General features: G+C 44.1%; 12 protein-coding genes and 1 pseudogene. 3 read left to right on the plus strand and 10 right to left on the minus strand.

Annotated elements, in window-relative coordinates; translation table 11 throughout:
- Nucleotides 1-11: 11 nt before the first annotated feature.
- From thiL to lpxD, 9 genes are all read right to left on the minus strand, one after another.
- Nucleotides 12-977, minus strand: coding sequence for a thiamine-phosphate kinase (gene thiL, locus LHL20_RS17600; protein WP_226434237.1), 966 nt, complete (start codon nt 975-977; stop codon nt 12-14).
- A gap of 48 nt (nt 978-1,025) precedes the next feature.
- Nucleotides 1,026-1,448: a transcription antitermination factor NusB gene (gene nusB / locus LHL20_RS17605; protein ID WP_014979773.1), complete on the minus strand. Its 423-nt coding sequence runs from the start codon at nt 1,446-1,448 to the stop codon at nt 1,026-1,028.
- Between the two features lie 12 nt (nt 1,449-1,460).
- A complete protein-coding gene (gene ribH / locus LHL20_RS17610) occupies nt 1,461-1,934 on the minus strand; it encodes a 6,7-dimethyl-8-ribityllumazine synthase (RefSeq protein WP_014950088.1) in 474 nt (157 codons plus the stop codon).
- 244 nt (nt 1,935-2,178) lie between these two features.
- On the minus strand, nt 2,179-3,279 hold the full coding sequence (gene ribBA / locus LHL20_RS17615) for a bifunctional 3,4-dihydroxy-2-butanone-4-phosphate synthase/GTP cyclohydrolase II (RefSeq protein WP_159626964.1): 1,101 nt from the start codon (nt 3,277-3,279) through the stop codon (nt 2,179-2,181).
- A gap of 20 nt (nt 3,280-3,299) precedes the next feature.
- Nucleotides 3,300-3,962: a riboflavin synthase gene (locus LHL20_RS17620; RefSeq protein WP_159626965.1), complete on the minus strand. Its 663-nt coding sequence runs from the start codon at nt 3,960-3,962 to the stop codon at nt 3,300-3,302.
- A gap of 20 nt (nt 3,963-3,982) precedes the next feature.
- Entirely contained in the window at nt 3,983-5,086 is a 1,104-nt protein-coding gene (gene ribD / locus LHL20_RS17625; RefSeq protein ID WP_264180992.1) for a bifunctional diaminohydroxyphosphoribosylaminopyrimidine deaminase/5-amino-6-(5-phosphoribosylamino)uracil reductase RibD, read from the minus strand.
- A 65-nt stretch (nt 5,087-5,151) separates the two neighbouring features.
- On the minus strand, nt 5,152-5,601 hold the full coding sequence (nrdR, locus tag LHL20_RS17630; protein WP_159626967.1) for a transcriptional regulator NrdR: 450 nt from the start codon (nt 5,599-5,601) through the stop codon (nt 5,152-5,154).
- An 87-nt stretch (nt 5,602-5,688) separates the two neighbouring features.
- Nucleotides 5,689-6,945 carry a serine hydroxymethyltransferase gene (glyA, locus tag LHL20_RS17635; RefSeq protein ID WP_159626968.1) on the minus strand — a complete coding sequence of 419 codons (1,257 nt, stop codon included), beginning with the start codon at nt 6,943-6,945 and terminating at the stop codon, nt 5,689-5,691.
- A 214-nt stretch (nt 6,946-7,159) separates the two neighbouring features.
- Nucleotides 7,160-8,188 (minus strand): UDP-3-O-(3-hydroxymyristoyl)glucosamine N-acyltransferase, encoded by a 1,029-nt coding sequence (gene lpxD, locus LHL20_RS17640; protein ID WP_226434239.1) that lies wholly within the window; start codon nt 8,186-8,188, stop codon nt 7,160-7,162.
- Between the two features lie 338 nt (nt 8,189-8,526).
- Here lpxD and ettA point away from each other — a divergent pair, with 338 nt between their 5' ends.
- Nucleotides 8,527-10,194: an energy-dependent translational throttle protein EttA gene (gene ettA / locus LHL20_RS17645; RefSeq protein ID WP_202261977.1), complete on the plus strand. Its 1,668-nt coding sequence runs from the start codon at nt 8,527-8,529 to the stop codon at nt 10,192-10,194.
- 122 nt (nt 10,195-10,316) lie between these two features.
- Nucleotides 10,317-10,724: a PilZ domain-containing protein gene (locus LHL20_RS17650; protein ID WP_202261978.1), complete on the plus strand. Its 408-nt coding sequence runs from the start codon at nt 10,317-10,319 to the stop codon at nt 10,722-10,724.
- Between the two features lie 29 nt (nt 10,725-10,753).
- Here LHL20_RS17650 and LHL20_RS17655 read toward each other — a convergent pair.
- Nucleotides 10,754-11,494: pseudogene (locus LHL20_RS17655) on the minus strand (magnesium chelatase domain-containing protein); the annotation flags it as partial.
- Between the two features lie 568 nt (nt 11,495-12,062).
- Here LHL20_RS17655 and LHL20_RS17660 point away from each other — a divergent pair.
- Complete coding sequence (locus LHL20_RS17660) at nt 12,063-14,114, plus strand: hypothetical protein (RefSeq protein WP_226434240.1); 2,052 nt, start codon at nt 12,063-12,065, stop codon at nt 14,112-14,114.
- Nucleotides 14,115-14,121: the final 7 nt, after the last annotated feature.

The following is a 14,121-nucleotide window of genomic DNA, read 5'->3' on the forward strand; positions in this document are numbered from 1 at the left end:
CATCGTGCAGCCTAAAAGCTGTGCTCGTAACCTGAAGGATTGGTAGGCGTATATTTTACGTTGTCTTTAAGCAAACTAAGCGAACCAGACTGCCCCGTTAACTGTCCAATACAAGTAGCCTTTACATTGGTACTCGCCAAAGATGTTTCAAGACTGCCACGCTGCTCTTCACCAACAGTAAAAATCAGCTCATAGTCATCGCCAGCCGATAATGCGTACTCAATGGCTTGCTCTGGTGAAACTGCACTAGTAAGTGCTCTGGATAACGGTAACCTGTCGACATGCACATTTGCACCGCAATTTGACGCATTAAGAATATGGCCTAAATCAGAGATCAGCCCATCTGAGACATCAATGCACGATGTTGCAATACGACGGATAGCTGTACCTACAGCCACTCGTGGTGTGGGAAAGTAATGACGATTTATTAACACGTCTTTCGCTTCACCAGCCACCTCAATATTGTTCTGCAGAATGTCCAGACCTGCACCCGCATCACCCAAAGTCCCCGTTACGTAAACCCAGTCACCAGGCTTAGCACCACTTCGCGTTAACTCAGAGCCAGGCGGGATGAAGCCTTGGGCAGTAATGGTCATTGCCATAGGCCCTTTAACGGTGTCACCACCAATTAACTGAACTGAGTAGTATTGAGTAAGCTCATGTAACCCATTGACAAAGTCGTCAAGCCAAGGCTCATTCACTTCAGGTAATGACAACGACAGACTAATCCAAGCTGGTTCGGCGCCCATGGCAGCCAAATCACTTAAGTTTACGGCAACCGTTTTGTAAGCTACCGATTTGGCAGGTGCATCTTTTAAGAAGTGTACGCCAGCAACCAGCGTATCTGTGGTAACAGCGAGTTGTTGATTTTCTGGAACCGTTGTTACAGCACAATCATCACCAATACCAATAACAACATCTTTGCGTTTGTGGCCACTGTTTGAGAAATAGCGGCCGATAAGATCGAATTCTTTCACGGTAATTTTTAAACCCTTTTAGCGGCAATCCTTGCCGCCACGGTAAGGTTAGTCGCGCTCATCTTTGCGCAATGTGCGCACAGCTTTATCCAATGCGCCATTAATGAACTTATGGCTTTCTTCGGCACCAAAAGCCTTAGCAAGTTCAATCGCTTCATTAATAATTACGCGATAAGGCACATCGATGCGCTCTGTCAGCTCTAGTGTCGCAATGCGAAGAATGGCTTTTTCAATAGCGTCCAGTTCTTCAGGCAAACGGCCTAAGTAAGGCTTGATTGTCGCATCAAGATTGCTTGCATTGTGTGCTACACCACGCAACAAAGCTTGAAAATACGCCATATCCACCTTTTGCATGTCATTACTGGTTGCTAATGCCAGTTCAACTTGCTGGATATCGTTGTGACTCATTTGCCATGAATAGACGCCTTGTAGGGCTAATTCACGGGCTTTACGACGAGCTGAAACTTTCACTTAATGTTTACCTTAAAGCTTTTCAACAGCATCGATTACGTTAACCATTTCAAGCGCGCCTAGTGCAGCTTCTGCACCTTTGTTACCCGCTTTGGTCCCTGAACGTTCGATTGCTTGTTCAATTGAATCTGTTGTGATCACGCCAAATGATACTGGCACACCGTACTCTAGTGATACTTGCGCAAGACCTTTATTACATTCGCCAGCAACAAAATCGAAATGCGGCGTGCCGCCTCGAATAACTGCACCTAGCGCGATGATGGCATCAAATGACTTTTTCTCGGCGAGCTTCTTAGCCACTACAGGTAACTCGTAAGCACCAGGTACACGTACTAGCGTGATATCATCATCACTTACTTCACCGTGACGCTCTAGCGTGTCTAATGCACCTTCTAGTAAGCTTTCTACAACAAAGCTATTAAAGCGTGATACTACGATAGCAAACTTCTTACCGGTTGCTCTGATATTACCTTCAATTACCTGCATGGTTTCATTCCTCGAGAAAAAACGGCGCGAAGTATACCACAACTACGCCCAAACTAAATCGATTGTTTATTTAACTTTAACTATTCATCAAGTACTAGCTGCGCACACTTTGGTGTGGAGGGGGCATGTCCATCGCAAACCCTCCACCGCATGGATGCGGTGGCGGAGCGTACATGGATGTATTCACCGCGTGTTTGCGATGGATATGCCCCCTCCACGCTCTTAAATAGCGCGATCTGCGGTACTAGTCGTGAACGTACTCCACGACTTCAAGGCCGTAACCTGACAAGGCGTGATATTTAATGGGTTTGCTCAACAAGCGCATTTTGTGCACGCCCATCGATGCTAGAATTTGGCTACCAACGCCGATAGTGCGTGATGAGCCTTGCCAGTCTGCACCAGTAGGACGCTCACCTCTATCTTCAGCTGCAAAGCGACGTACTTGATGTTCAATATGTTCTTCCTTACCTAACAGTACCAACACACCGCCTTCTTCTGATATTTTGCGCATGCCATCAGCAAGCGTCATCGAGCGATGAATACCGCGGGTCGAGCCGAGAAGATCACTGAAGGTATTGTGAAGGTGAACACGTACTAACGTTGGCTCATCTTCTTTGATGTCACCTTTTTTCAATGCAAAATGCAGTTGGTTATCAATACTGTCTTTAAACGTGTGAAGTTCAAAGTCGCCGTATTCGGTTGGCATATTACATTGTGCCACTTTCTCGATAGTGGTTTCGTTTAAGTTTCTATATTCGATAAGATCGGCAATAGTACCAATTTTAAGATTGTGCTTTTCGGCGAACTTCTCCAGCTCAGGGCGGCGCGCCATGGTGCCATCTTCATTAAGAATTTCTACAATCACGCCTGCAGGCTCAAGCCCTGCTAATCGCGGTAAATCGACCCCTGCTTCAGTGTGGCCAGCGCGATTTAACACGCCACCATCTTTGGCAATAAGTGGGAAAATATGCCCAGGCTGAACAATGTCAGTAGCTTTAGCGTCTTTAGCAACCGCTGCAAGTATTGTCGTAGCGCGATCTGCCGCAGAAATACCAGTCGTTACCCCCGTAGCAGCTTCAATAGAAACCGTGAAATTAGTAGAGAACTGCGCTTCGTTTTTATCTACCATTAGCGGTAAATTCAGTGTTCGGCAGCGTTCTTGCGTCATTGGCAAACACACTAGGCCGCGTGCATGGGTAACCATAAAATTTATAGCTTCAGGGGTGACATGCTCAGCCGCCATAATCAGATCGCCTTCATTTTCACGATCTTCATCATCCATCAGAATAACCATCTTACCCTGACGAATGTCTTCGATAATTTCTTGTGTAGTGTTAAATGCCATAATTTGTGCTTCTTGTAGGGTTATCTTTTTAAAAATCCGTTCTCGGCTAGAAATGCCATATCAATGCCTTTGCTTTTCGGTTCAGCCGCTTTGTCACCTAGCATTAACCGCTCTAAGTATCGTGCGATAACATCTACTTCAAGGTTAACTGCTGTACCGACTTTATACGTGCCCATAATCGTTTCTTTTAATGTATGTGGAATGATCCACAACATAAATTCAGCGCCATTAACTTCATTAACCGTAAGGCTAATCCCATCAACGGTTATACTGCCCTTGTGCGCAATATACTTGGCAAGATCTTCGGGTGCTTTCACCCAAAATTCTATGTAGTCGGCGTGTTTAATGATTTGAGTTACTGTACCAACACCATCGACGTGACCAGAAACAATATGTCCACCAAATCTGTCAGTTGGACGCATTGCCTTTTCCAAATTAACAGTAGAACCCGATGAATAATGCGCAAACCCCGTCAATTTGATGGTTTCTGCTGAAACGTCTGCACAGTAGAAGTCTTTGCCCATATCTGTAACAGTTAGACACACACCGTTAGTGGCAATGCTGTCACCAAGCGCCACATCAGACATGTCTAAGGTAGGTGACGATACAGTAAGGCGAATGTCATTTCCGCGGTTATCCAACTTCTGGATAGTGCCTAGCGCCTGAATAATTCCGGTAAACATAGATTTCCTCTTAAGCGAAGTTAGCGTGCTGTGTTGCTAACATCTGGACGGAAGATAAGCTTAATATCGTTCCCCACCTGCCGATTTTCAATGAGCGTCAGTGAAATAGATTGATCAAGCGATGTAAAATCGGGCAAATTCACCATACTGATGCCTTTATCGCCTAATAATTTAGGCGCTTGATAACAAATAAGTTCATCAACTAAGCCTTCACTAAGTAATGCTCCAGCAAGTCCGGGCCCGGCTTCAACCCATACTTCATTGTATTGCTTGTCACCAAGCTCTTGCAAAAGCGCGCTAAGATCAACTTTTCCCTCTTGCTCATCTACGCAAATAAAGTGTTCACTGGCAGTATCTGGCTGGGCCTGCGTGGTAGCAATAAGTGTGGTGTGACCATCTTTCATCAGCTGGTAGTCTTGACCTAGCGCGTTCTTGCTATCCACGACTACTCTGGTAGGTTGCCTCACTTCCTCTAAAGGATAATCTGTAAAGCCCGCTTCATTTACTCTTACCAATAGACTTGGATCGTCGGCTTTGACGGTACCAGAGCCTGTCAGTACTGCGCAGCTTTTTGCGCGATAATGTTGCACATCGCGTCTCGCCTCAGCCCCTGTGATCCATTGGCTAACGCCATTGCCCAGCGCAATTTTACCATCCAAACTAATGCCGAGTTTTACTCGAACATAGGGTATACCCGTCAACATACGTTTGATAAAGCCAGGGTTCAGCGCTGCAGCTTCAGCAGCCATTACATCGCTAACCACTTCAATACCAGCATCTTGTAGAATGCGAATACCGTTTCCACTTACATTAGGATTGGGGTCAGTCATCGCTATTACTACGCGTGCAACCTGCGCTTTCACTAGCGCTTCAGCACAAGGCGGTGTTCTACCAAAATGGCTGCAAGGCTCTAACGTGACATAAGCCGTAGCCCCTTTCGCGCCCTGCTTTCTTGAAAGCGCGGCTTCTCTTAATGCGTGAACTTCCGCATGAGGAGTACCGGTTTGAATATGGAAGCCTTCGCCAATCAATTGATTACTTTCATCGACAATAACACAACCAACGCGAGGGTTAGGTGACGTGGTGTAAAGGCCTTTTTTGGCAAGTTGGATAGCTTTTGCCATCCAATGATAGTCTCTATTTATAATAGCGTGGTCCACAATTTATCCTGTGATAAGCGGGTTTCGCCTCAGTCGCCCAATCGAGCTATTTCTTCTCCAAACTCTCTAATATCTTCGAAGGAACGGTAGACCGATGCAAAGCGTACATAAGCAACTTTATCTAGCTCTTTAAGTGCTTTCATTATTAAGTTACCCAGCAGCTCACTTTCTACTTCTCGCTCACCTGTCGCGCGAAGCTCAGACTTAAGCGATAAAATACATTGCTCTACTTTTTCGGTACTGACGGGACGTTTTTCTAGCGCACGTTGTAGCCCTGCACGCAATTTATCTTCATTAAACGGCTCTCTAGAGCCATCGCGCTTGATTACGCGAGGCATAACCAATTCTGCGCTTTCAAATGTGGTAAAGCGTTCGTGGCAAACGATGCATTCGCGACGTCTGCGCACTTGATGCCCTTCCGCTACAAGGCGAGAATCAATCACTTTGGTTTCTTGCGCGGAGCAGAAAGGGCAAAACATAAAATATCCTTAACAATTGCGTACTTAGGTTCTCATCAGAGTTATCTCTGCATTACTACCAAAGTACGCAATAAAAGACAAACCTATTTACTTGTAAACAGGGAATTGCGCGCAAAGCGCTACAACTTCGCCTTGCACACGCTTGATAACAGACTCATCGCCCATGTTGTCAAGGATGTCACAGATCCAGCTTGCAACTTGCTTTGCTTCTTCTTCTTTAAAGCCACGACGAGTAATTGCTGGACTACCGATACGCAGACCACTGGTTACAAACGGTGAACGCGGATCATTTGGCACCGAGTTTTTATTAACCGTGATGTTCGCTGCACCTAATGCTGCATCAGCATCTTTACCTGTGATGTCTTTGTCAATGAGGTCGAGAAGGAACAAGTGGTTATCAGTACCACCAGAAACAATCTTGTAACCACGCTCAATCATTACTGCAACCATGGCTTTCGCATTTGCAACAACCTGCTGCTGATACGCTTTGAACTCTGGCTGAAGTGCTTCTTTGAACGCCACCGCTTTAGCCGCAATAACGTGGCAAAGTGGACCGCCTTGGTTGCCTGGAAATACCGAGCTATTTAGCTTTTTGTAGATAGTCTCATCACCACAAGCAGAAAGGATCAAACCACTGCGAGGGCCTGCAAGGGTTTTATGAGTCGTCGTTGTCACTACATGCGCGTGAGGAAGCGGGTTAGGGTAAACACCAGCTGCAACTAGTCCAGCAACGTGGGCCATGTCAACTAATAGAAACGCGCCAACGCTGTCAGCAATTTCACGGAACTTAGCCCAATCTACAACGCCAGAATACGCAGAGAAACCACCAATAATCATTTTCGGTTTGTGCTCTTTCGCAAGCGCTTCTACTTGAGCGTAGTCAATTTCACCCGTTTCTTTGTTTAGACCGTACTGAACCGCATTGTAGGTTTTACCAGAGAAGTTTACGTGAGAGCCGTGAGTAAGGTGGCCACCTTCAGATAAGCTCATACCTAATACAGTATCGCCAGCATCTAGCAATGCCATAAATACCGCAGAGTTAGCTTGAGAACCTGCGTGTGGCTGTACATTTGCGTATTCCGCACCGAAAAGTTCTTTCGCACGATCGATTGCTAACTGCTCAACAACGTCAACGTGCTCACAACCACCGTAGTAGCGCTTGCCCGGGTAACCTTCTGCATACTTATTAGTAAGTTGTGAACCCTGCGCTTCCATCACGCGTGGGCTACAGTAGTTTTCAGAGGCTATTAGCTCAATATGATGTTCTTGACGCTCAACCTCTTTTGCCATTGCATCGGCTAATTCTGGGTCAAAGTCAGCTATGTTCATTTCGCGAGAAAACATGGGGGCTCCTTAACTGCGGTTTTAATGTGGCGTAAAATAATACCAATCTGCATAAGTGACTGCGGTATTGCCAATAGCCTATGCAGGTTAGTATCTGCGCCGATAGCTCAATTTGAGGCCATATTCTAGTCATTTTCAGCCTCGTGTATACCGCTTTATTACGAAATTAATACAAATGGCGTAGGTTTAACGATATACCTACGCCGATATTCAATTAGCGCTGTTTTTCGAGCATTTTAACGCGGTCAAAAAGGCTTCCAATTTTCTGCAGGCGAACTGTATTTTTTCGCCATTCACGATTAGTTTGCGCAGGTTGTCCTGAAGAATAAACACCCGGTTCAGTGATATCTTGAACAATCATGGTATAGCCAGTGACCTGTACGTTGTCACAAATACTAATGTGTCCATTAATACCCACACCACCGCCAATGATGACGTGTTTACCAATATGGCAACTACCTGCAATTCCAGTAGCACCGCATATGCAAGAGTGATCCCCTATTATGCAATTGTGACCAATCTGGACTTGATTATCGATTATGACGTTGGTGCCAAGAATTGTGTCTTCCATAGCACCTCTATCAATACTGCTACTTGCACCAATTTGGCTGTCATCACCAATGCGGACTGACCCTGTTTGAGGGATAGGTAGCCACACTCCTTTATCATTTGCGTAACCAAAACCAGCGGCGCCAATCACCGTTTGGCTATGGACAGTAACCCGCTTGCCTATCACCACATCGTGATAAATAGTCACATTTGGATGAATAACTGACGCTTCCCCGATGTGCGTGCCTTTACGAATAACCGAGTTGGCACCAATGGTTACGCGATCACCCAGTACAACATTATCTTCAATGATCACATTGTGTCCCAGTGACACATCACTACCTATACGCGCTGACGGCGCAATGACTGCTGATTCTGAAATTCCGTTTGCTACAACAGGTGTGGTATCAAAAAGCTGAGCTATGCGAGCAAAAGCCGCGTGAGGATTAGCAACAACTAACGCTGGTACCGGACTATCATCTTTTAAACTTTCATGAAGAATAACAGCCCCTGCTTTTGTATCTTTTAATTGCGGCTTATATTTAGGGTTAGTAAGAAAAGAAATCTGATGTTCAGCAGACCCAGCAAGGGTGCCAACCGCAGAGATGACAACACTGCCCTCTCCCTGAACTGCACCGCCAACGTGATTAGCGAGTTCTTCCAAACTATATGTGCGTTTATTCATAGCAGTCATGCGATGTACCTGTTCGGATGTTTAATGACTATATGGCGCATATCCTATTGCCTTACAATGCAATAGTGGCAAACATGCACCAACTTTATTGTTGACTAAGTTTACATTAAATCGCCACACGCTTTGATATTTTAATCGCACATTTCTCGGTAAGTGCTCAAAATTACAGCAAGAATAGGAGTAAATGACGATAGCCTCTGGCACAATCTATCCTGTTACGAGTAGAATACGACACCATCTATTTCAGTTTGTATACGCTCTAATCAAGTCGTTTTGTAAAGGGTGTTATCAAATTTGACTAATTCTTTTGTTTTACCGCTTTCTAGCGAGGATCGAGCATGGCTCAATACGTATACAGTATGCATCGCGTGGGCAAAATTGTTCCACCGAATAGACACATTTTAAAAAATATCTCTCTTAGTTTTTTCCCCGGCGCAAAAATTGGTGTGCTTGGTTTGAACGGTGCTGGTAAGTCGACACTACTGCGCATAATGGCGGGTATTGACACAGACATCGAAGGCGAAGCCCGTCCTCAGCCAGGTCTTAAAGTCGGTTATCTACCCCAGGAACCCCAATTAGACGAATCTAAAGACGTTCGAGGCAACATTGAAGAAGCCGTTGCTGATGTTAAACATGCGCTGACTCGTCTTGACGAAGTGTATGCTGCATATGCTGACCCAGATGCCGATTTTGACGCGCTGGCAAAAGAGCAAGGCGAGCTAGAAGCAATTATCCAGTCGAAAGATGGTCACAACCTAGACAACGCATTAGAGCGCGCAGCAGATGCACTTCGTCTACCGCCTTGGGACGCTGATGTAAGCAAATTATCAGGGGGTGAACGCCGTCGTGTTGCGCTGTGTAGACTATTACTTGAAAAGCCTGAAATGCTGCTGCTAGACGAACCCACTAACCACTTAGATGCTGAATCAGTGGCATGGTTAGAACGTTTCTTACACGACTATGAGGGTACCGTAGTCGCGATTACCCACGATAGATACTTCTTAGATAACGTTGCTGGCTGGATATTAGAACTTGACCGTGGTGAAGGTATTCCATGGGAAGGCAATTATTCATCATGGCTAGAGCAAAAAGAAAACCGCTTGCAACAGGAAGAGCGTGCAGAAACAGCCCGTATGAAGAGCATGAAACAAGAGCTTGAATGGGTACGTTCAAACCCGAAAGGCCGTCATGCAAAAAGCAAAGCCCGTATGGCGCGCTTTGAAGAGCTATCGACTAGCGATTATCAAAAGCGTAATGAAACAAATGAGCTTTTCATTCCACCAGGCGAGCGCCTAGGTGACAAAGTTATCGAAGTCACTAACCTTAAGAAGTCTTATGGCGATCGCGTACTTATTGACGACCTTTCATTCAAAGTACCTAAAGGTGCGATTGTCGGTATTGTCGGTCCTAACGGCGCAGGTAAGTCAACACTGTTTAGAATGCTAACCGGTGCTGAGCAACCAGACTCAGGTAACATCGATTTAGGTGAAACGGTGCACATTGCTGCGGTAGAACAGTTCCGCGACCACATGAACGAAAACAACACCGTTTGGAAAGAGATTTCTGACGACCAAGACATTATCCGAATCGGTAACTTTGAAATAAACAGCCGTGCATATTGTAGCCGTTTTAACTTTAAAGGTACTGACCAACAGAAGTTCATTAAAGACCTATCCGGTGGTGAGCGAAACCGTGTTCACCTTGCCAAGCTATTGAAAGCGGGCGGCAACGTATTGCTTCTGGATGAGCCAACTAACGACTTGGACGTTGAAACACTACGAGCACTTGAAAATGCGCTATTGGAATTCCCAGGCTGCGCAATGGTTATCTCGCACGACCGCTGGTTCCTTGACCGTGTGGCAACACACATTATGGATTACCGTGACGAAGGTAATATTAATTTCTTTGAAGGCAACTACTCAGATTATGAGAGCTGGTTGAAGCAAGAGTTTGGACAAGATGTGGTTGAGCCACATCGTCTTAAATACAAGCGAATGGCCAAATAACGCGATAGTCGAACGCTGTCCACATGTGTTGCCAAAAGCCCTCATTATCGAGGGCTTTTTTATTGCCATGCGCCCTGAATTGTCCAATACTGAGCATAAGAAAAGGCAGAAGGTAGTGTGGCATGACAGATAAGCGCCAGTTTCAGCGAGTATCATTAGACGTAAATGGGATACTGTCTCATAGTAATACCGATATAGAGGTAATGGTCAGTGACGTATCACTACAAGGAATAAAGCTTCAAGCTATGGAATCAGCGCTTGCTCATCTGCCTTTTGACAGTCATGAACCTTACATTGCGAAGTTTCAAGCTAACGATGACAGCCCACTTATTACCTTGTATATCTCCCAGCTCTATCGACATTCAGATAGCCGCAAAGATATGGTTTCACTGGGTTGCAAGGTTGAACGAATGGACGTAGACAGTGTAAGTGCGCTTCGCAGATTAATAGCACTAAATAGCGCAGATATGGATATTGAGGAAAAAGACTTAAATGCACTGGTTAATGCGGTTTACCAAACACCTCGATAAACCACATCATAGTGTTACAAGTTAACGCTCTACTCGAGAGCGTCAAGTGCTTCTGATAGACGCGAAACAGGTACAATTTTCATTCCATTGATAGGCTGTTTTGGCGCATTGGCTTTGGGTACGATTGCTCGCTTAAAACCGTGTTTAGCAGCTTCAATTATACGCTCGGTTCCATTTGGTACAGGCCGTATTTCACCTGCCAAACCAACCTCTCCAAATACAATCAAATCACGGGGCAACGCGCGATTTCGAAAACTTGAAATCATGGCTAGCAACAACGCTAAGTCTGCACTTGTCTCGGAAACTCTTACGCCCCCTACTACATTCACAAATACATCTTGGTCGTTCATTTGCACATTGCCATGACGATGCAAGACTGCCAAAAGCATCGATAAACGATTTTGATCTAGCCCCACTGCAATTCGTCTAGGATTCGACATTTGGGAATAATCAACCAGCGCTTGAATTTCAACAAGTAGCGGTCGCGTCCCCTCCCAGATAACCATCACACTTGACCCTGGCGTTTCATTCTCACCGCGACTGAGAAAAATAGCCGAAGGATTGCTCACTTCCTTTAATCCTTTCTCTGTCATCGCAAAAACGCCCAATTCATTTACCGCGCCAAAACGGTTTTTGTGACTGCGCAATGTGCGATAACGCCCGTCACTTTCTCCCTCTAGCATCATTGAACTATCAATACAGTGCTCAAGCACTTTAGGGCCCGCGAGATTGCCATCTTTTGTGACATGACCCACAATAAACATAAATATGAATTTCTTTAGTTCAGATTACATTTTCATATTATTTTTCTGCGAGAATTAGCCTCCATATAATTGCGAATTATTAAAAATGGGTTACATATGGCTCATCTATATAGAAGTGAATCAATTCCACTACAAAAACTATCATTTCAGGAGAGCACAGACGGTAATTTTATGAATGCAAAAATTAATTATTAGCCCTTGCCCCCCCCCCACAACATAAATGTTGCTATTTCGATTTTGAAATAAAGTTTTTTAGCCGCCTAACTTACTGAGAAATTAACAAAAACACTACTATTCCTATTTATTTCAAATAGTTAACGACCTTCTAAGAGTCCATTCTCATCCTTGTTTTGCTATAATTTGATAATGCTAAAAAGGCTAAGTATTCGATATGAATATTTCGAATGCCGTAGAGCTTCAGTGATAGAGTAATAATTTATAACACTTAAAAGGTGACCCGAATAACTCACTTAGACCTGTAAAGAACGTTTGGGTATCGAAATGACACCTAATAAGAGAAATTGAAAATAATTCACTTTCAACTCAGTTTGAGTTTTTAACAAATGATTTAGATATGGCAAAGAAAAAGAGTAAGCGAGTTGTTTCAACACAAGGGAAAACCCAAAGCTCGACAGTAGTTAACATAACAGTCGGTGATGGCAAAGGTTTATCCGTTTACACGCCATATATATCTACGCCAAACTTCACATTCTTTTTCGAGCGTCCTTCTACCGAATTTGATAGGTCTTCACTTCAATTACCCCATATGTTCGCACTAAAGAACGGATTTTCTTTGGTTACCGATGGCAGTAAGTTGGTTGGTATTGAGTTCGCTAAGCAAATTTCACAACTGTTTATAAATTACCTTAATGCCGAGAGCATTAGTAAACACACCTGTCGTAAAATTGCTATAGGTGCTCAACATTTTATTAAGTTCATCGCAGAAAAACATCCACCATGTCAACGTGTTGAAAACTTGCAATTTCATATGCTGCATGAGGCAGTGATGGCTCAAACTCACGAAATTAGCACGCAAATAAAATCATTTCTTGTCAAAGTGCTCTCAAGGCATCCCTTCACAAAAACGCTCGGTGGTAAAGCATCGGATATACCACTACCACTGAAACAAAAATTGAGTGTTGAAAACGAGGACTTTGATTCCCTAACAAATGAAAAAAGCTACAGCGACAGAGAGATGTGTCAAATTTTGACCTACTGCGTTTACGAAATTGAAAGAATGAGATCGCATTTAAATGCGATCAACTCTGTCACAAAGGAAAGTCTTGGCGACGATTTTGTTGGATTCGAAAAAACGGTAAGGGGCATTAAGGGTGTAACAGCCAAGGTTAACCAGTTTTTTGAAAATGAAAACTACGAAGCTATATATCAAAATATGCTGTATTCAGCACAATGTGAACGTGCAGGTATGACAGTAGAAAACCCACCGATACCATTCAGAATCGCTGCGTTTGTCGGAAACAAAGTTCGAAATGAAGGGATAGATTTAAGCGAGCAATATGAAGCATTTAAATCGCATGTCTGTCGTCATTACGAACCTCCGGGGCACTTCCCGAATTGGATCTCTCACTTCAAACTCATGGACAAACAGCCGACCGCTTTAGTTGCACTCTACACAATGACTGTCACTGGTAAAAATGGAGAAACTATTTTCTCTATCCAACGAAATTACGACGGCGTACCATGGTATGAGCATTATGACAAATATCTAGGTGTTTCTAACGAGACACATCTCACACAAAAAGTGGTGAGATTGATTGGTAAAAAGCAAAAAGGAAAAGTAGTAAAAAACATCAGCATCCGCGTGCCAATGAATTCCTCATTGTTTGTTTATCTAAAACTACTTGACGATATTATTAATGATCCTTCTAGAGATCTATTCTTTAATGGTGCGACAACAAGTAAAATTTTTTTCTATCTAAAAGAATTTTTTTTAAAATCGTACCCTGTACTTTCCGATGACGGTAAAGTCATTGAGAGTATAAATACCCGAAAAATTCGTAAAACATTCGTGGGTAATCTGTTGCTTAAAGCAATTGATGAGGTTAGTGATGGCGAATCGTTAGTGACTAAAATGCAACAGGCACTAAATCACAACAGTTTTGATACCACGTTCCACAGCTATATCATGAAAACTGGCACAGCCAGTCACATTATCGACGCGTCCCTGGTTGCTCTCACAACTGACATGCTCAACAAAGCACTACATTTCCAAGGCCGTATTTGCGAAGACGCTGAGCAAAAAACATCGAGTAAATCGGTTTATCTTTGTGATTGCACCGATGACACGAAACCAACGCATGGCATCCCCATTGCTGAACGTTGCAAAAAATACGACATGTGTTTGGGTTGCGAACGAGCAGAAGTCTATTCTCACCACATTAAAAATATTTGGTATCGAACCATGCAATACGATGCTATTGCTGCTGAAAATCCGCTTATCTCCTCAGGGTTATTAGCCGACAGACGCCAGATTGCACACGATACTATCGCCCGCTTTCGGTGCGAACACCCAGATGGAGAATGGCTTGCAGACACAGCATTTGAAGAAGCTGTTCAAGCATACACCAAGGGCGACATGCTTGTGCCCCCTGTGATGCAATTTTAAATAGAGG

The sequence above is a fragment of the Alteromonas sp. McT4-15 genome (genome assembly GCF_020515205.1).
In the GTDB taxonomy this organism is placed as follows: Bacteria; Pseudomonadota; Gammaproteobacteria; order Enterobacterales; family Alteromonadaceae; genus Alteromonas.